Annotated in this window: 22 protein-coding genes; 18 read left to right on the forward strand and 4 right to left on the reverse strand. The window is 63.8% G+C overall.

The features are described 5' to 3' along the window. A partial coding sequence (locus tag BLX41_RS35775) for a DUF4118 domain-containing protein (RefSeq protein ID WP_259745017.1) occupies positions 1 to 1,403 on the forward strand: 1,403 nt, incomplete at its 5' end. After that, positions 1,400 to 2,092: a response regulator gene (locus BLX41_RS19545; protein WP_123726209.1), complete on the forward strand. Its 693-nt coding sequence runs from the start codon at positions 1,400 to 1,402 to the stop codon at positions 2,090 to 2,092. The genes BLX41_RS35775 and BLX41_RS19545, both read left to right, overlap by 4 nt. Here the strand turns inward: BLX41_RS19545 and BLX41_RS33775 are convergent. Continuing rightward, positions 2,071 to 2,223 (reverse strand): hypothetical protein, encoded by a 153-nt coding sequence (locus tag BLX41_RS33775; protein ID WP_185073686.1) that lies wholly within the window; start codon positions 2,221 to 2,223, stop codon positions 2,071 to 2,073. The genes BLX41_RS19545 and BLX41_RS33775 overlap by 22 nt on opposite strands. 221 nt (positions 2,224 to 2,444) lie before the next feature. On the opposite strand from BLX41_RS33775, the gene BLX41_RS19550 reads away from it, so the two are divergent. Beyond that, positions 2,445 to 2,942, forward strand: coding sequence for a GNAT family N-acetyltransferase (locus BLX41_RS19550; RefSeq protein ID WP_123726210.1), 498 nt, complete (start codon positions 2,445 to 2,447; stop codon positions 2,940 to 2,942). Between the two features lie 93 nt (positions 2,943 to 3,035). On the opposite strand, the gene BLX41_RS19555 is transcribed toward BLX41_RS19550, so the two are convergent. Next, positions 3,036 to 3,521 (reverse strand): GNAT family N-acetyltransferase, encoded by a 486-nt coding sequence (locus BLX41_RS19555; protein ID WP_123726211.1) that lies wholly within the window; start codon positions 3,519 to 3,521, stop codon positions 3,036 to 3,038. A gap of 184 nt (positions 3,522 to 3,705) precedes the next feature. On the opposite strand from BLX41_RS19555, the gene BLX41_RS19560 reads away from it, so the two are divergent. The 4 genes from BLX41_RS19560 (at position 3,706) to BLX41_RS19575 (ending at position 6,326) form a co-directional block, all read left to right on the forward strand. After that, positions 3,706 to 4,140, forward strand: coding sequence for a YybH family protein (locus BLX41_RS19560; RefSeq protein WP_123726212.1), 435 nt, complete (start codon positions 3,706 to 3,708; stop codon positions 4,138 to 4,140). 67 nt (positions 4,141 to 4,207) lie between these two features. Then, on the forward strand, positions 4,208 to 4,552 hold the full coding sequence (locus tag BLX41_RS19565) for a YciI family protein (RefSeq protein ID WP_102860643.1): 345 nt from the start codon (positions 4,208 to 4,210) through the stop codon (positions 4,550 to 4,552). A 26-nt stretch (positions 4,553 to 4,578) separates the two neighbouring features. Continuing rightward, the gene (locus tag BLX41_RS19570) at positions 4,579 to 5,070 is read left to right on the forward strand and encodes an SRPBCC family protein (RefSeq protein ID WP_123726213.1); all 492 of its coding nucleotides are present in this window, start codon (positions 4,579 to 4,581) and stop codon (positions 5,068 to 5,070) included. Next, positions 5,070 to 6,326, forward strand: a complete 1,257-nt coding sequence (locus BLX41_RS19575; RefSeq protein WP_123726214.1) for an RNA polymerase sigma factor — start codon at positions 5,070 to 5,072, stop codon at positions 6,324 to 6,326. The genes BLX41_RS19570 and BLX41_RS19575 overlap by 1 nt, the downstream gene beginning before the upstream one ends. A 42-nt stretch (positions 6,327 to 6,368) precedes the next feature. Here the strand turns inward: BLX41_RS19575 and BLX41_RS19580 are convergent, their stop codons facing one another. After that, complete coding sequence (locus BLX41_RS19580; RefSeq protein ID WP_123726215.1) at positions 6,369 to 7,223, reverse strand: LysR family transcriptional regulator; 855 nt, start codon at positions 7,221 to 7,223, stop codon at positions 6,369 to 6,371. Positions 7,224 to 7,312: 89 nt separating this feature from the next. On the opposite strand from BLX41_RS19580, the gene BLX41_RS19585 reads away from it, so the two are divergent. From BLX41_RS19585 to BLX41_RS19605, 5 genes are all read left to right on the forward strand, one after another. Next, positions 7,313 to 7,747, forward strand: coding sequence for a multidrug/biocide efflux PACE transporter (locus BLX41_RS19585; protein ID WP_123726216.1), 435 nt, complete (start codon positions 7,313 to 7,315; stop codon positions 7,745 to 7,747). Between the two features lie 190 nt (positions 7,748 to 7,937). Further along, positions 7,938 to 8,546, forward strand: a complete 609-nt coding sequence (locus BLX41_RS19590; RefSeq protein WP_123726217.1) for a paraquat-inducible protein A — start codon at positions 7,938 to 7,940, stop codon at positions 8,544 to 8,546. Beyond that, positions 8,546 to 9,160 carry a paraquat-inducible protein A gene (locus tag BLX41_RS19595; protein WP_123726218.1) on the forward strand — a complete coding sequence of 205 codons (615 nt, stop codon included), beginning with the start codon at positions 8,546 to 8,548 and terminating at the stop codon, positions 9,158 to 9,160. Before BLX41_RS19590 ends, BLX41_RS19595 begins: the two co-directional genes overlap by 1 nt. Then, positions 9,153 to 10,844 carry a PqiB family protein gene (locus tag BLX41_RS19600; protein WP_123726219.1) on the forward strand — a complete coding sequence of 564 codons (1,692 nt, stop codon included), beginning with the start codon at positions 9,153 to 9,155 and terminating at the stop codon, positions 10,842 to 10,844. Before BLX41_RS19595 ends, BLX41_RS19600 begins: the two co-directional genes overlap by 8 nt. After that, positions 10,841 to 11,425: a PqiC family protein gene (locus BLX41_RS19605; protein WP_123726220.1), complete on the forward strand. Its 585-nt coding sequence runs from the start codon at positions 10,841 to 10,843 to the stop codon at positions 11,423 to 11,425. Before BLX41_RS19600 ends, BLX41_RS19605 begins: the two co-directional genes overlap by 4 nt. A 127-nt stretch (positions 11,426 to 11,552) precedes the next feature. Here BLX41_RS19605 and BLX41_RS19610 read toward each other — a convergent pair whose 3' ends face one another. Beyond that, positions 11,553 to 12,470, reverse strand: coding sequence for a LysR family transcriptional regulator (locus BLX41_RS19610; RefSeq protein ID WP_123726221.1), 918 nt, complete (start codon positions 12,468 to 12,470; stop codon positions 11,553 to 11,555). A gap of 186 nt (positions 12,471 to 12,656) precedes the next feature. Between BLX41_RS19610 and BLX41_RS19615 the strand changes: the two genes are divergently transcribed. The 6 genes from BLX41_RS19615 to BLX41_RS35780 form a co-directional block, all read left to right on the forward strand. Next, positions 12,657 to 13,415: a 5-oxoprolinase subunit PxpA gene (locus tag BLX41_RS19615; protein WP_123726222.1), complete on the forward strand. Its 759-nt coding sequence runs from the start codon at positions 12,657 to 12,659 to the stop codon at positions 13,413 to 13,415. Between the two features lie 95 nt (positions 13,416 to 13,510). Next, positions 13,511 to 13,753: an acetyl-CoA carboxylase gene (locus BLX41_RS19620; RefSeq protein ID WP_053159836.1), complete on the forward strand. Its 243-nt coding sequence runs from the start codon at positions 13,511 to 13,513 to the stop codon at positions 13,751 to 13,753. 10 nt (positions 13,754 to 13,763) lie between these two features. Further along, positions 13,764 to 15,137, forward strand: coding sequence for an acetyl-CoA carboxylase biotin carboxylase subunit (locus BLX41_RS19625; RefSeq protein ID WP_123726223.1), 1,374 nt, complete (start codon positions 13,764 to 13,766; stop codon positions 15,135 to 15,137). Next, positions 15,134 to 16,006: a 5-oxoprolinase subunit B family protein gene (locus BLX41_RS19630; protein ID WP_123726224.1), complete on the forward strand. Its 873-nt coding sequence runs from the start codon at positions 15,134 to 15,136 to the stop codon at positions 16,004 to 16,006. The genes BLX41_RS19625 and BLX41_RS19630 overlap by 4 nt, the downstream gene beginning before the upstream one ends. Beyond that, positions 16,003 to 16,977, forward strand: a complete 975-nt coding sequence (locus tag BLX41_RS19635) for a 5-oxoprolinase subunit C family protein (RefSeq protein ID WP_123726225.1) — start codon at positions 16,003 to 16,005, stop codon at positions 16,975 to 16,977. Before BLX41_RS19630 ends, BLX41_RS19635 begins: the two co-directional genes overlap by 4 nt. Before the next feature lie 111 nt (positions 16,978 to 17,088). Then, positions 17,089 to 17,648 (forward strand): purine-cytosine permease family protein (locus tag BLX41_RS35780; protein WP_473241683.1); only part of this gene is annotated, 560 nt, incomplete at its 3' end.

Here is a 17,648-nt window from a genome sequence, read left to right on the forward strand (position 1 = left end):
TGTTCGATCCGGCCAACGTGGTGATGCTGTTCCTGCTTACTGTGGTTCTGGTGGCCCTGCGTTTCGGGCGTGGCCCGGGTGTCTGGGCGGCCATGCTGGCGGTGCTGTGTTTCGACTTCTTCTTCGTCCAGCCGGTGTGGTCGTTCACCGTCAACGACACCCAGTATTTCTTCACCTTCGCCCTGATGCTTGGCATTGCCCTGATCACCGGCCAGCTCACCGCGCGGCTGCGCCACCAGGCCCGCACCGCCGCCGAAGGTGAACGCCGCGCCACCTCCCTGGCCGGCCTGGCTCGGGAGCTGTCGGCGGCACTGACCGAGGAGCAGATCTGCGCCGTGGCCCTGCGCACCTTCAGCGGGGTGTTCGAGGCCCGGGTCGGGTTGGCGCTGCCGGATGCGGACAGTCGCGTGCGGGCCTTGAATGCCAATGCCCTGGCGATCGATGAAAGCATTGCCCAGTGGGCTTATGACCATGATCAGCCGGCAGGCAGCGGCACCGACACCCTGGCGGCGGCCAAGGGCTGCTACCTGCCGCTCAAGGCGCCGATGCGAGTGCGCGGGGTGCTGGTGCTGGAGCTGGCGGATGCCGAGCGCCTCAAGGAGCCCGAGGAGCAGCGCCTGCTGGAGGCCTGCATGAGCCAGCTGGCAATCGCCCTGGAGCGGGTGCATTACGTCGAAGTGGCGCAGAGCACCGTGGTGCAGATGGAGGGCGAGCGCATGCGCAACACCTTGCTCGCCGCCATTTCCCATGACCTGCGCACGCCGCTGACCACCATCATCGGTGCCGCCGATGCCGCGTTGCCCCATGCTCCGAATGGTCCGCTGCCCGAGCTGTTGCATGGCATCCATGATCAAGCCACGTCCATGCAGCGCCTGATCGAGAACCTGTTGGACATGGCGCGAATGCAGGAGCGCGGGGTGCGCCTCAAGCGTCAGTGGAATTCCCTGGAGGAGATTGTCGGCAGCGCCCTGCGCCAGTTGCGCGAGCCCCTGGCCGGACATGAACTGCGGGTGAGCATGGCGCCCCATCTGCCCCTGGTGGAGGTGGATGCACTGCTACTGGAACGGGTGCTGGTGAACCTGCTGGACAATGCCGCCAAGTACACCCCTGCCGGTACCCTGGTGCAGATCACTGCCCGCCAGGTGGACCAGCAGATCATCCTGCAGGTCAGCGACTCCGGTCCGGGCTGTCCCAAGGGCAGTTCCCCGGACAGCCTGTTCGAGGCCTTCAGCCGTGGCCAGCAAGAGTCCGCGGTGGCCGGGATCGGTCTGGGGCTGGCCCTGGCCAAACGTATTGTCGAAGCCCATGGCGGGCGTATCGAGGCCCAGCCTCACGCCGACGCCGGGCTGAGTTTTGTCATCACCTTGCCGGCGGGACAACCGCCATCCATGGAAGCCCTATGAGCAGCCCACGCATCCTGATTGTCGAGGACGAAGCCAATATCCGCCGTTTTGTCGGCATTGCCCTGGAGGACGAAGGTTTCCAGGTGTTCGAGGCCGACAGCGTCAAGCGTGCCCTGATCCATGCCGCCAGCCGCCAGCCGGACCTGGTGATCGTCGACCTGGGCCTGCCGGACGGCGACGGCAAGCAACTGATCAGTGAACTGCGCGGCTGGCTGGCGGTGCCGATCCTGGTGCTGTCGGCCAGGGACCGCGAAGACGAGAAAGTCGCCGCCCTGGATGCCGGCGCTGATGATTATCTGGTCAAGCCTTTCGGTGTGCCGGAGTTGCTGGCGCGAATTCGTGCGCAACTGCGGCGCCATGGCCAGAGCGGCGCGGCGGCGGCCACCAGCAAGGTGGCCTTTGGCACCATCGAAGTCGATCTGGCCACCCATGAGGTGCGCCGCGAAGGGCAGTTGGTGCACCTGACACCCATTGAATACCGTCTGCTCTGCGCCCTGATCCGCGGCCAGAGCCGGGTACTGACCCATCGTCAGCTGCTGCTGGAAGTCTGGGGCCTGGACTATGTCGATCGCGCCCATTACTTGCGGGTGCACATGGCCCATCTGCGGCAGAAGCTGGAGGCCGATCCGGCTCAGCCCCAGCATCTGATCACCGAGTTGCAGGTGGGTTATCGCCTGGTGGGGCTCTGATCCTGCCTTGTGGCGCCGCTCAGGGCTTTTTTGCCGCGACGCCGCTCATGTACAAAATCGATGTACAAGGTAATGCAGCCGAAGGCGGCGATGCCGAACAGCACAAGAAGGCCGATCTGGATGTTGCTCATGGAGAAGGTCCTGTGGGCAAGACGCGGCAGGACCGGCTCGATGGGGCCGGCCAGGAGGCGTCGGGGATCAGATAGATAATCCCTGGGCGCCGCCCTTGCCAGGGTTTATATGAAAGCTTTACGGCGGCCCCGACTATCCCTATGCCCTGCATACGCAAGGCTCCCCATAACGCCACTCTTGCTAGAATCGGCCATCCTTCACCGTCTTCAGGTTGCCGCCCATGACCGCTTCGACCCCACTGATCCGTACCGTCCTGCCCACCGATCTGGATGCTTGCTTCGCCATCGAGACCCTGGCCTACGAAGGCGACGAAGCCGCGACCCGGGAAAAGATCGCTACCCGCATCGCCACCTGGCCCGAGGGTTTTATCGTCGCCGAGGTGGATGGCGCAGTGGCCGGCTTCATCAACTCCGGTGCCACCTTCGAGGTGCAGATGGCCGACGAAGCCTTCAAGGAACTGATCGGCCACGACCCGGCCGGCTCCGAAGTGGTGATCATGTCGGTGGTGGTGCATCCGGATTTCCAGGGCCAGGGTCTGTCCCGGCAACTGTTGCAAGCCTTCATTGCACGCATGACCGAGCAGGGCAAGGCGCGCATCCACCTGATGTGCAAGGAACGCCATGTGCCGCTCTACGAGCGCTTTGGCTTCGTCTACATCAAGGCGTCGGCGTCGGACCACGGCGGCATGGCCTGGCATGAGATGGTGCGGGGGTTGTAAGTCCCAGGCATGCCCCTGATGAACAAGGGGCGCCTGCGTAGGGTCTTTTCAGGGGCTGCTAAGCAGGAGTGCCCTTGAGTTGAAGTGCTGAACTCAAAACGCCAGGACCATCCTGCGTTCATAACCCATCCGGCCTTTACAGGCCTGGCCATTCTCGACCCAGCCCAGTTTGAGATAGAGCTGGAGTGCGGCCTGGTTGTCGGCATCCACCGCCAGCATCAGGCCCTTGAGCTGCGGCCACTCCCGGAGCGCGGCGCCGGGCAGGGCTTGCAGGCAGGCGGTGCCCAGTCCCTGGCCCTGGAACGGCAGGTCCACTTGCAGGGCGTGCAGGGTGGCGTGGTCGGCCTCGGCCCAGGCCGGCAGGCAAGGCGCGTGCTTGAGCAGCAGGAAAGCCACCGGCCGTTCGTCGCTGAGCAGAGCGAAGCCCTTGATGGCGCCGGCCGGTGCATTGCCCAGGGTGTACAGCGCGCCATGGATATCCCCGGAAAACGCCCTCTGTTCAGGCCGTACTTCAAGGCTCAGCAGTTGGGCACGCTGATGGCTGTCGAGCTGTTCATAAGGCACGAGACGAGTGGTCACTGGCGGGACTGTCCAGGGGAGGGAAGGGGGCGGATTCTAGCGATTTTGCCCGAGCGGGAAAATTTTTTATCGAGGTTGTCGATTGTCTGTGGGGCCAGACGACTAAGGGGGTACCGAGCATTCAAGTGCGCTCTTGCAGAGGCTGCCCGGTGCCGGTTGATTCCACTCTTGAGGAGTTTTTGCCATGCACAACCCATCCACTGAAGCGCAGATCCGCAGCCTGATCGACCATTGGCAACAGGCGGTGATCGCCAGGGACATCGAGGCTATCGTCAGTTTTTACGCCGATGACATCGTCTCTTTCGACGCCGTCGGCGCCCTGCAGTATTCGGGCAAGGCCGCCTACCGTGAACATTGGCAAGCCTGCATGGAGGTCTGCCCGGGCCCGGGCATCTTCGAGTTTCACCAACTGCAAGTGCGGGCCGCCGAGCAGTTGGGGTTCGCCCATTGGCTGGCCCATTGCGGGGGCACCGATGCCCAAGGGCAGACCAAGGCCTGCTGGATGCGGGTGAGCGCCGCCTATGAACTGCGCGACGGGCGGTGGCAGGTGGTGCATGAGCACTGGTCGGCGCCGTTCGACATGCTGACCGGGACCACCCAGTTCGATCTGCAACCCTGATGAGCGGGCGGTTCGCCAAAGGACAAAACAGCAACCATAGTTGATCGGCCCGAACCCGGAGACACCCATGAAATACCTCTGTCTGGTCTACAGCGATGAACAGTTGTTGCACAGCTTGCCCGAGAGCCCCAAGGACGCCGAGTGCCAGGCCTATGCCGAGTCGGTCCAGGGCAGCGGAAGGATGCTTGCCGCCGAGGCGTTGCAATCGATACAGACCGCCACCACGGTGCGCATGCGTGGCGGCAAGCTCTCCATCACCGACGGCCCGTTCGCCGAAACCAAGGAGCAGCTGGCCGGTTTCTACCTGATCGAGGCCAGGGACTTGAATGAAGCGATCCAGGTGGCGGGGAACATTCCGGCGGCCCGGGTCGGCAGTGTCGAAGTGCGTCCGGTGCGTGAACTCAATCCCTGAAAACAAGCATAAGCAGGAGTTTGCCAATGACCTTTTCAACAGTCGGCCGCCAGGCTGCCGAGCATGAACTGTCCATCAGCCGCTTGATCGATGCGCCACGGGCCAAGGTGTTTCGCGCCTGGACCGAGCCGGCGTTGCTGGCGCAATGGTGGGGGCCGCACGGCATGACCACCCCGGAGTGTGAAATGGACCTGTGGGTCGGTGGCCAGTTTCGCACGTTGATGCGGGCCCCTGACGGCGCCGAATACCCGACCATGGGGGTGTTTCTGGAGATCCACGCGCCGTCGCGCCTGGTGTTCACCGATGCCTATGTGCCCGGCTGGATTCCTTCGGGCAAGCCGTTCATGACCGCTGAAGTGACCTTCGAGGAGCAGGACGGCAAGACGCTCTACACCGCCCGCGCCATGCATTGGAGCGAAGCCGATCGGCAGGCCCACGAAGCCATGGGATTTCATCAGGGCTGGGGCGAGAGCCTGGAGCGTCTGGTGGCCCTGGTGACCCAAGGCATGCCGGACTGATGCCGGGCCCATCCAGTGAGGCCGTGCAGGTCCTGGTGGCGCGGATCTACCGCGAGGAATCGCGGCGCATTCTCGCCACCCTGATCCGCCTGCTGGGGGATTTCGACCTGGCTGAAGAGGCCTTGCACGAGGCCTTTTTTGTCGCCGTGGAGCGTTGGCAAGGGGACGGCGTGCCGGACAATCCTCGGGCCTGGCTGGTGTCCGTCGGACGTTTCAAGGCCATCGATGCCTTGCGCCGACGGGCGCGCTTCGCCGCTTCCCAGGCGGCGCTGGTCAGCCAGTTGGAGCAACTCGAACAGCACGACTGGAGCGGTGAGGATGTGCAAGACGATCGCCTGCGGTTGATCTTCACCTGTTGCCACCCGGCGCTGGCGGCAGACGCCCAGGTGCCGCTGACCCTGCGGGAAATCTGCGACCTGAGCACCGAGGAAATCGCCCGGGCCTTTCTTGTCACCCCGGCCACCATCGCCCAGCGTATCGTGCGCGCCAAGGCGAAGATCCGCGACGCCGGGATTCCCTATCAGGTCCCGGCGCTGGACGAGTTGCCGGAGCGCCTGGACAGTGTCTTGCGAGTGATCTACCTGGTGTTCAACGAAGGCTATTCGGCGTCCATGGGCGCCGAGTTGACCCGTGAGGAGCTGACCCGTGAAGCGATACGCCTGGGGCGCCTGCTGCTGGAACTGTTACCGGAGGCGGAAGTATTGGGCCTGCTGGCCCTGATGCTGCTGCACGAGTCCCGACGTGGGGCGCGACTCTCCAGCACTGGCGAGTTGATCCTGCTGGATGAGCAGGACCGCTCCCTGTGGCAGCGGGCCTTGATGGACGAAGGCTGTGCCCTGGTGGAGCGCGGGTTGCGCAGCGGACGCGGCGGGGTCTATTGCCTGCAGGCAGCGATTGCCGCGGTGCATGCCGAGGCTCCCAGCGCCGAACAGACCGATTGGCCGCAGATCGTCGGCCTGTATGACGTTTTGCTGCGGCTGCAGCCTTCGCCGGTGATCGAACTCAATCGTGCCGTGGCCCTGGCCAAGCGCGACGGCCCCGCGGTCGGCCTGGAGCAGGTGGAGGCCATCCTGGGGCGCGGCGACTTGCAGGATTACCACCTGATCCACGCTGCCCGTGCCGACTTCTGCCGGCAGTTGGGGCGGGTCGAGGCGGCGCGGGAGTCCTACCAGAGAGCCTTGGCCCTGACCCGGCAAGCTCCGGAACGGCGTTTTCTCGAAGCTCGCCTGGCCCAACTGGCCTCCAGCTCGGTGTAGTTTTGCAGGGGGCGCTCTACAGGTGCGCAGACTCGAACTGCCTCACTCCAGCATCCGCCCCAGTAGCCAGCTCCCGGCCGGCCCGGGTGGATGCAGGCGTGACCAGAGGGCATCCACCGCCACCGTGCGCGGCCAGCCGCGTACGTTCAGCTCCTGTAATTTACCGGCGCCAAAGCCTTCCACCAGCCAGCTCGGCAACGGTGCCCAGCCAAAACCGCCCTGGGCCATTTCCAGCAGCATCAGGTAGCTGGGCGCCGACCAGACCCGTCCCTGGGGACGGCTGTCGTAGGGGTTGAGCACTGTTGCCAGGCGCAGTTCCCGGTGCTGGCGCAGGGTTTGCTGATCGACGTGCTCCAGTCGGGCCAGGGGATGCTTGCGGGATACGTACAGGGACATTTCACCCTGTTCATCCAGGGTCTTGTGATCCAGGTCCGCCGGGTAATCGGCCTGCATCTCGGCAAAGGCGATGTGCGCCCGGCCACTTTGCACCAGGGCGATCAGGTCTTCGCATTCGGCGATCAGGCATTCCAGTTCCAGGTCCGGGTAGCGCTGCTCGAAGGCGCTCAGGCAGCTTTCAAAGCGATCCGACTGATAGGTGTCGGACAGGGCCACGGTGAGTTTCGGCTCGACCCCCCGGGACAATTGGCTGGCGGCCATGTCCAGGCGACTGGTGGCCGCGAGGATCTCCTCCGCGTGCTGCAGCAGTACATGCCCGGCGGGCGTCAGGCCGGGCTTGCGGCTGGTTCGATCGAACAACTGCACATTGAGGTCGATTTCCAGGCTGGCCACCGCCGCGCTGATGGTGGACTGGCTCTTGCCCAGCTTGCGGGCGGCGGCGGAAAAGGAACCCTGGGTCGCTGCCTGGACGAACGCCAGCAGCACTTCGTGTGAGGCCATGAACTATCGCCTCGGTCGATGTTTATTGATTATGAAGTATCGGCCTGATCCTGGAAGATCGCCAACACATTCACTCAAGGAGCACGGCAATGAGCCTGCACAAATCCCTTACCGAACGTATTTTCCAGGCTGTAGGTTTTGAACTGCTGGCCGTGCTGATCTGCACGCCGCTGCTGTCCTGGATCATGGACAAACCCATGGCTGACATGGGCCTGGTGACCGTCGGCATCGGCCTCTTGGCGCTGATCTGGAACGTGGTGTTCAACGGTCTGTTCGATCGTCTGCTCAAGCGTCTGCAGCTTGCACGCAATGGTTGGACCCGGGTCCTGCATGCCCTGCTGTTCGAAGGCGGTCTGGTGGCGGTGGGGGTACCGCTGATTGCCTGGTGGTTGAACATCAGCCTGTTGCAGGCGTTCATCCTCGATATCGGCGTGCTGTTGTTCTTTCTGCCCTACACCTACCTCTACCACTGGACCTACGACGTACTGCGGGACAAGTGGCTGCAACAGCGTCTGGCTCATTGAGCCGCAGGCCTCTGTGAGCGTCGCCGGCCCAGGTCTTGGTCGGCGAAAACCCCCGGGGGGGCCTATTATGGCGCAGAGGTCTGCGACCTGATTTCAGACAGAACTGGACACCGTCCTCGAGTTTTTCTGAAAATGAGCGTCCGCTGGAGGCCGTCACTGAACCTGCAGCCCTCCCGACTATCTGAAGACCATGACTATTTCCCGTAACTGGATCATCTGCGAACACTGCGATTCGCTGTACGAATCCGTGCCGCTCGGCAAAGGCCAGGCTGCCCAGTGCTCGCGCTGTGGCGCGGTGCTGGCCCGTGCCCGCTACATGAACGTGCAGCAGCTGTTCGCCCTGTCGATTACCGCCGGGTTGTTGTTCGTCTTCGCCAATCTGTTTCCGGTGATCAAGATCAGCCTCGAAGGCCTGAGCAACGAAGCGACCCTCTGGCAATCGGTAGAAGCCCTGGCCCAGGGCCGCATCAGCCTGATTGCAGCGATTACCGGCCTGACCATCATCCTGGCGCCGTGCCTGCAGATCATGCTGCTGTGCTGGGTGCTGGGGTTCGCCAATTTCGATCGCGCCGCGCCAGGCTTCAAGGCCTGCATGCGGGCCCTGGAGCACCTGCGGCCGTGGAGCATGCTCGAGGTGTGCCTGCTGGGCATTCTGGTGGCCATCGTCAAGCTTGCCGGCATGCTCGATGTGCACCCCGGCCTCGGGCTCTGGGCCCTGGCCATGCTGACAGTGCTGATCATCCTGATTTCCGGCAAGGACATCCGCTATCTCTGGGATGACCTGGAGGGTCGCTACTGATGAGTACGCCCCCTTACGCCCGGGACTATCAACTGATGCTCTGCCACACCTGCGGCCAGGTCTGCGAGCAATCCGAGCACCAGTGCCCCCGATGCGACTCCGTGGTCCATGCGCGCAAGCCCAACAGCCTGGCGCGGACCTGGGCCTTTCTCGTGGCCAGCCTGATCTTCTACATCCCGGCCAACCTGCTGCCGGTGATGCACACCAGTATTTTTGGCAGTGCCAGTGAAAACACCATCATGAGCGGCGTGGTGGAGTTCTGGAAACACGGCTCCTGGGACATTGCCCTGTTGATTTTCATCGCCAGCGTGGTGGTGCCCTGCATCAAGTTCTTTGTCCTCGGCACCTTGCTGGTGACCTGCCAGCGCCGCAGCCTCTGGGCCCAGCGCGAGCGTGCCAGGCTGTACCGTTTTATCGAGGTGATCGGTTATTGGTCGATGCTCGATGTGCTGGTGGTGGCCCTGGTGGCGGCCCTGGTGCAATTTCGGGCCCTGAGCTCCATCGATCCGCGGATGGGCATTCTGTTTTTTGGTTTGGTGGTGGTGCTGACGATGTTGGCGGCCATGAGTTTCGATCCCCGGCTTATCTGGGATGTAGAGGTTGAAGATGTCTGATCATCCAGGTTCCAAGGCAGCAAGTTCCCAGCCGGCTCCCGGCGCTCCGGCGCTGCGTACACGGCGTTTCAATGTCTCGCTGGTGTGGTTGGTGCCCATTGTCGCGGCCTTGGTGGGGCTGTCGATGGTGGTCCACAACTCGCTGTCGGCCGGGCCGGAAATCACCATCAGTTTCCAGACTGCCGAGGGCCTGGAAGCCAACAAGACCCAGGTCAAGTACAAGAACGTGGTGATCGGCAAGGTGACCTCCATTGCCTTGAGCGACGATCGCCGCAAGGTGCTGGCCAAGGTCGAGCTGGACCAGTCCGCCGAACCTTTCACCGCTGACGACTCGATGTTCTGGGTGGTGCGCCCGCGCATTGGCGCCAACGGCGTTTCCGGGGTCGATACCTTGCTCTCCGGGGCCTTTATCGGCGCCGATGCCGGCAAGTCGGAGAAGCGCAAGGACAGCTTCAAGGGCCTGGAAACCCCGCCGCTCATTACCTACGGGCAGAAGGGCAAGCGCTTCACCCTGCACACCGACGACCTGGGCTCCCTGGACATCGGTTCGCCGGTCTACTACCGGCGCATCGAAGTGGGGCAGGTGGTGTCCTATCAGTTGGCCAACAGCGGCAAGGGCGTGGACGTGAAGATCTTCGTCAACGCGCCCAATGATAAGTACGTCACCACCGACAGCCGATTCTGGAACGCCAGCGGTGTGGATGTGACCCTGGGTGCCAACGGCTTGAAGGTCAACACCGAGTCGGTGTCCTCGATCCTTGCCGGCGGCATCGCCTTCGTTGAGCCCAAGTACAGCCCCAACGCCAAGCCGGCCGAGGAGAATGCCGAATACACCCTGTTTGGCGATCAGGATACGGCGCTGGCTCCGCCGGACGGCGCGCCGTATTACATCCGCATGCGCTTCGACCAGGCCCTGCGCGGCCTGTCGCTCAATGCCCCGGTGGAGTTCCTTGGGGTGAACATCGGCAAGGTGGTGTCCATGGACCTGGACTACGACGAACAGCGCAAGTATTTCCCGACCCTGGTAGGGGCGGTGATCTATCCCGAGCGCCTGGGCAAGGCCCATGAAAAACTGGTGAAGCAGACCGGCGGCGAAGACGACGCCCGCTCCGCGAAACTGATCGGCGCTTTCGTCAAGAACGGCCTGCGGGCCCAGCCCCGCAGCGGCAACCTGCTGACCGGCCAGCTGTACATCTCCCTGGATTTTGTCGCCAACGCCAAGCCGGTGGCCTACAACCCCGCCGCGCGGCCGCTGGAGATCCCCACCATCCCGGGCAGCATGGACAAGTTGCAGGAACAACTGCAGGCCGTGGTGGACAAGATCAGCAAGCTGCCGATCGACTCCATCGCCGCCAACCTCGACGGCAGCCTGGTGGAGATGCAGAAGACCCTGAAACAGGTCAATGGCCAGGTGCTGCCGCAGATGCGCGACACCCTGGAGCAGTCGAAGAAGACCCTGGCCAGTGCCAACGAGAGCTTCTCCGAGGACTCGCCACAACGGCAGAAACTCAGCCAGGCCATGGAGGAAGTGCAGCGCACCGCCCGTTCGGTGCGGGTGCTCAGCGACTTCCTCGGTCGTCATCCTGAAGCGTTGATTCGCGGGCGCCTCAAAGACAACCAACCGGATGCCTACCAGTCGCCATCCTCCTCTGTTCGCGAATCCGCACCGGAAGCCCAGCCATGAAAAAACCTGCCTTGTTGTTGAGCCTGACCCTGGGACTTGCCGCTTGCAGCTCTGCGCCGACCCATTACTACACCTTGATGCCACCGGTGGCTGAAGGCAGCGCTGCGGCCCGCAACGGGAATCTGCAGTTCGAGATGTCCACGGTGCGCATCCCGGTCCAGGTGGATCAGCCGCAATTGGTGGTGCGTCAGGACAGCGGCACCCTGGCAATCCTGGAAACCCAGCGCTGGAGCGCGCCCCTGGTGGATGAGTTCCACGACGCCCTGGCCAGCCAGATGGAGCACAAGCTCGGTACCCGCAACCTTGAAGGCTTGCCCAAGCAGCCCGGGCGCCCGGTGCTGTCGTTGCAGACCGATGTCCGGCGTTTCGAATCCCTGCCCGGGCGTTACGCGCTGATCGATGTGGTCTGGAGCCTGCGCCTGCGGGGCGAGGGCGGTCCGGCCCGCAGCCTGACCTGCAGCAGTCAGATCCGCCAGCCGGCGGGTGTCGAGCTGGGCAGCCTGGTCAAGGCTCATCAACAGGCCATCGCCCAGTTGGCCGGACAGATCGCCAGCACCGCGCAACGCTGGACCTGCCCCTGAGTTAGCGTGTGTAGCCATTGCCGCAGTAGGCACTGTGGCAGGCGCCGCCGCGCTAGGATCGCTATAGGTTCTGCGGCCTCTTTCGCAGCCGCGCGGGCTCGGCTACGGCTACAGACTGTGCAAGACCTCAGCGCCGGGCCGAGAGTTGCTGGGGCGCCAGGAAGGCGTCGTGGAAGTAGTCGCGCAAGGCCTGCATCGCCGGGGTGAAGGTCCGTTCGCGGTGCCAGGCCAGCCCCACGCTCATGGGGGTCACCGCGTCGCTCAGGCTCAGGGTCTCGATGCGCTTGCCCTCCAGGGACCAGGGCCGGTGCACCAGGTCGGAAAGAATCGCCACGCCGCTGCCGTTGGCCACCATGCTGCGCACCGCCTCCACCGAGCTGGTGCGCACTCGCACATTGGGCTGCTGGCCGGCCTGTTCCCAGTAGCGCATGGCACTCTGTTCGGCTTCGTCGACGGTGAGCAGGATGAACGGCTCCTCGGCCACGTCCGCCAGGCTGACGCTGGCCCGTTCGCAGAGCCGATGGTGCGCCGGCAGCCACAGCCGGCGCTCGGAGTTGAACAGGGTTTCCGAGACGATGTCCGGATGGGTCAGGTTGGCGGTGAGCACCACCGCCATGTCGAAACGCCCCTCCAGCAACCCTTGCTCGATGGCCTGGCGCTCCTGTTCGTGGAGTTCGATGGTGACGTCCGGGTGCCAGTGCTCCAGGCGTTGCAGGTGGTGCGGCAGGAAGTAGCCGATCACCGTGTAGCTGGCCGCCAGGTGCAGCACACCGCTGGCCCGATAGTCCGGCAGCGGGCTGTTCAGCGCATCCTCGACACTGCGCAAGATCACATAGGCACGGTTGAGAAAATGCCGCCCGGCGTCGGTCAGGTTCATGCCCTGGGCCGAGCGCACGAACAACTGCACCGCGAGCATCGCTTCAAGCTCCTTGATCGCCGTGGTCACCGCCGACTGCGAGATGTTCAAGTGAATCGCTGCCTGGGAGATCTGCCCGATCTCCGCAGTGGCCACGAAGTAGCGCACCTGGCGCAAGGTCAACGACATGTCCCATTCCCCTTCACGCTGTAGGAGCCGGCTTGCCGGCGAAAGCGATCTCGCTGCCGGCTGCCCACTCTTAACAAAGCTTTATCTGTTTTTCAGAAGATGCTCTATCTGATAATAGATCTTCCCAAGGGGTCAAGGCCGCTCTAATTTTCACTGCACGAAGTCACAAGAGTTGGAGCAATAGTGATGCAGGCAGTGGATTTCAATTCGGACATGGGCGAAAGCTTCGGCCCCTGGACCATCGGCGACGGTGTCGACAACGAGCTGATGGGCTTTATCAGCTCGGCCAATATCGCCACCGGCTTTCACGCCGGCGACCCCGGCACCATGCGCCGCACCATCGAACAGGCCAAGCGCCTGGGGGTTGCTATCGGTGCTCATCCGGGGTTCCGCGACCTGGTGGGTTTCGGCCGCCGGCACATCAACGCACCGGCCCAGGAGCTGGTGGACGACATGCTCTATCAGCTCGGCGCCCTGCGGGAAATGGCCCGGGTGCAAGGCGTGAAGTTGCAACACATCAAGCCCCACGGCGCGCTCTACATGCACCTGGCCCGGGATGAAGAAGCCGCGCGGCTGCTGGTGGAAAATCTGCGCAAGCTGGAGCCCGAGCTGCTGCTGTATTGCATGCCCAATTCGGTGATCTGGCACGTCGCCCAGGAACTGGGCCAGCCGGTGATCCGCGAGTTCTACGCCGACCGCGATTACGACCTCAGCGGTTCCATCGTTTTCATCCGCCAGGTGCGTGCCCTGGACCCAGTGGCCGTGGCGGCCAAGGTGCTGCGCGCCTGCCAGACCGGCCTGGTGCGTACCGTCGAAGGCGAGGACCTGTTCCTCGAGTTCGATTCCATCTGCCTGCACAGCGACACCCCCGGCGCCCTGGATCTGGTGGAGGCCACCCGCACGGCGCTGGATCAGGCCGGCATCGAGGTGCGCGCACCGCGCTGAGGCGCATCGACACGAAGCACCGTGCACAGACGCGGGGTTCATCTGGTTTTGTTTTTTTTGCCTGCCTTTCTACAACTATTCCAAAAGGAACAGACATGGCCGAATACAGTGTTATCACCCCCTTGCCGGGCACCTTTTATCGCAAGGCCACCCCGGAGTCGGCGCCTTTCGTCGAGGTCGGCGACAGCGTCAGCGCCGATACCGTGATCGGTCTGATCGAAGTCATGAAGCAGTTTTCCGAACTGACCGCCGGGAGCGCGGGTCAAGTCAGCACCTTTCTGGTGGAAGACGGTGATCCGGTGGAACCGGGTCAGGTCGTCGCGACGCTCGAACAGTGAGGGCCGGGGCATGACTGGATCAATCAACAAATTGCTGGTGGCCAACCGTGGCGAGATTGCCGTGCGCATCATTCGCGCGGCCAAGGCCCTGGGGATTCCCACCGTTGCCGCCTGCAGTGAGGCGGATGCCGATTCCATGGCCGCACGTATGGCCGATGAAGTGCAGATCATCGGCCCGGCGCGGGCCGACAAGAGCTACCTGAATGTCCAGGCCCTGCTCGGTGCCTTGCAGGCCAGCGGTGCCAATGCGGTACATCCGGGCTATGGCTTTCTTTCCGAGAATGCCGACTTCGCCGAGGCGGTGGTCAAGGCCGGAGCAATCTTCGTCGGTCCCAGTGCCGAAACCATCCGCCGCATGGGTGACAAGGCTGAAGCCCGGCGCACCGCACAGGCGGCGGGAGTGCCGGTGGTACCGGGCTCCCCAGGTGAACTCTTCGACCTGGACGCCGCGCTCAAGGCCGCTGAAAATGTGGGCTTTCCGCTGTTGATCAAGGCCAGTGCCGGCGGTGGCGGGCGCGGGATTCGCCTGGCTCAGGACTCGGCGCAATTGGCCGAGGAATTCCCTCGGGCGCAACGCGAAGCCCAGACGGCTTTCGGCAACGGCGCGCTGTACCTGGAGCGTTTCATTGGCCGTGCGCGGCACATCGAAGTCCAGGTGTTGGGCGATGGCAAACACGCGGTGCACCTGTTCGAACGCGAGTGTTCGCTGCAACGGCGGCGGCAGAAGATCTTCGAGGAGGCGCCGTCGCCGGTACTCAGTGCCGAGCAGCGTGAGCAGTTGTGCAGCAGCGCCGTGCGCCTGACCCAAGCCTTGGGCTACCAGGGCGCCGGCACTCTGGAATACCTCTACGACGACAGCACCGGCGAGTTCTTCTTTATCGAGATGAACACGCGGATTCAGGTGGAGCACCCCATCAGCGAACTGATCACCGGCATCGATCTGGTCCAGGCCATGTTGCGCATCGCCGGGGGCGAGCCCCTGGGGTTGCGCCAGAGCGATATCCAGCTCAATGGCGCGGCCTTGCAGATGCGCTTGAATGCCGAAGACCCGGCGCGGGATTTCTTCCCCAGTCCGGGCAAGGTCGAGCAACTGATCTGGCCGCAAGGGGCGGGGGTACGGGTCGATAGTCACTTGTACCCGGGCTATGCTGTGCCGCCTTATTACGACTCGCTGCTGGCCAAGCTGATCGTCCACGGCCGTGACCGCGGCGAGGCCCTGGCCCGGGCGCGGCTGGCCGTGGAACACACCACCTTGACCGGCATGGCCAGTACCTTGTCGCTGCACCGTGAACTGCTGGCCGAACCCTGGTTGCAGCAGGCCGATTTTCACACGGGAACCCTGGAAACCTGGCTGGCCGAGCGCCGCGCCGGAGGTGTCGCATGAGCCAGCCGATCCGCTACAGCTTTGGTGCCGACGAGCACCTGTTCGCCGAAGTCAGCGACAGCATGTCCCTGCAAGCCTTCTTCAAGGGCATGGCGGTGACCCGCGCCGTGGAGCGCCTGGAATTGGATGGGGTGCTGGATGTGTGCCTGGCCAACGCCTCGTTCCAGATCCGCTTCGACCCGGACCGCATCGCCCCGCACACCCTGTTGGAGGCGGTGCAGCAGGCCGAGGCCGGGGCGGTGGCCGAGCGCAGCCTGCACACCCGGATCATCGAGATCCCGGTGCTCTACAACGACCCCTGGACCCATGAAACCCTGATGCGCTTTCGTGACCGGCACCAGGACCCCAGCGCCACGGACCTGGAGTACGCAGCGCGAATCAACGGTCTGGCGGACGTCGACGCCTTTATCGCCGCCCACAGCGGTGCGCCCTGGTTCGTCTCCATGGTGGGTTTTGTTGCCGGGCTGCCGTTCATGTTCCAGATGGTTGAGCGTGAGCGGCAGTTGCAGGTGCCCAAGTACCTGCGGCCGCGCACCGATACGCCAAAACTGACCCTGGGTCATGGCGGCTGTTTCGGCTGCATCTACTCGGTGCGCGGTGCCGGCGGCTACCAGATGTTCGGCGTCACCCCGGCCCCCATCTACGACCCGCAGCAGCAACTGGCTTACCTCAAGGCGCACATGGTGTTCTTCCGTCCGGGGGACATCGTGCAATTCAAACCCATCGATCGTGAGGCTTACGATCAGGCGGTGGCCGAAGTCGAGGCCGGGCGCTTTGACCTGCGTATCCGCGAGGTGGAGTTTTCCCTGGATGCCTTTCTCGCCGACCCGGTCGGCTATCCCAAGTCGCTGCAGGAGGTGCTGGCATGATCAAGGTCATCAAACCGGGCCTGGCCACATCGGTGCAGGACCTGGGTCGCGAAGGTTTCTATCACCTGGGGATTCCGCCATCTGGCGCCCTGGACCAGTACGCCCTGAGCGCGGCCAACCAGTTGGTGGGCAACCCGGCAGGCGCTGCGGGATTGGAGTGCACGCTGCTTGGGCCGGAGCTGGCGTTCAGCGCCGATGCCCTGGTGGCGGTTTGCGGCGCCCATATGACGCCCAAACTCGATGGTGTGGACATGCACCTGGACACCGCCTTTGCGGTCAGGGCCGGGCAAGTGCTGCGTTTCGACTTTCCCAAGGCCGGGGCCCGAGCCTACCTGGCGGTGGCCGGTGGCATCGATGTGCCGCTGGTGCTGGGCAGTCGTTCGACCTATGCCCTGGGCGCCCTCGGTGGTTTTCAGGGGCGGCGTCTGGCGGCCGGGGATGAGCTGCCGGTGGGCGTCGCCAGCGGTAAAAGCCGTCCCGGTGCCAGCTTGCCCATGGCGCTGCGCCAATCCCTGGGGGGCGAAATCAGCCTGCGGGTGGTGCCGGGCCTGTACTACGAACGTTTGAGCGACGCGGCCAAAGCCAGCTTTTTCGCCGAACCCTGGACCGTGGGTTCGGAGGCTGACCGCATCGGCTATCGCTTCAAGGGCGGCAGCGCTCTGAGCTTCCAGCCTCGGGAGCAGCCGTTCGGCGCCGGTTCCGATCCGTCGAACATCGTCGACAGCTGCTACCCCATCGGTTCGATCCAGGTGCCGGCAGGGCTTGAACCCATTGTCCTGCACCGGGACGCAGTATCCGGTGGCGGCTACGCCATGATCGGTACGGTGATCAGCGCCGACCTCGACTTGATCGGCCAGATGCAGCCCAACCAGAAGGCCCGCTTTGTGGCGGTGACCCTCGAAGAAGCGCTGGATGCCCGGCGTTCCTACAAGAAAAAGCTCAGCTGTCTGAGCAAGCTCTTCCCTTCCTGACTCTGCCCGCCGCATCGCGCGGGCCATGCCAAAAGGTAAGCCAACGCCGCACTTCGGTGCGGTGACGGCTGCCCGCGCTTCAACCCTTGACTGGTTCTGGAGTTCACGCACATGGCAGCTTTATCGCAAGCGAAACACACCGGGCAGGACCCGGCCAGCGTTGCCGTCCCGAGTGAGGCACGGATGGGGCGGTTGTCCCTGACCATGGCCTGGTGGGCGGTGTGCAGCGCGATGTTCTACATCGTCGTTGGCGCCTCCCTGGCCCTGTCTTACGGCACCCGTAATGCACTGATCGGCATGCTGCTGTCGGTGCTCAGTTATGGCCTGGTGAACAGCGTGCTCAGCCGCTTCGCCATGCGCAGCGGGCTCTCGGTGGCACTGTTTTCACGGTTGTTGTTTGGCAGCACCGGGGCCTGCCTGGCGACCTTGATTTTCTTCTCTACGGCGATCTACTACGCGGTGTTCGAAGGGTCGGTGATCGCCGTGGCCCTCAACCACCTGTACCCGCAACTGCTGTATCCGCTGGCGGCGCTGGCGGTGGTGCTGTACAGCGTGCCGCTGATCCTGGGCAGCGTGCAGCATTGGCTGGACAAGCTCAACGGCGTGCTGTTGCCGGTGTATCTGGGTGGCTTGCTGTTCGCCGTGGGCCTGTCCATCAGCCGTTATGGCTA

The sequence above is a fragment of the Pseudomonas protegens genome (assembly GCF_003732485.1).
In the GTDB taxonomy this organism is placed as follows: Bacteria; Pseudomonadota; Gammaproteobacteria; order Pseudomonadales; family Pseudomonadaceae; genus Aquipseudomonas; species Aquipseudomonas protegens_B.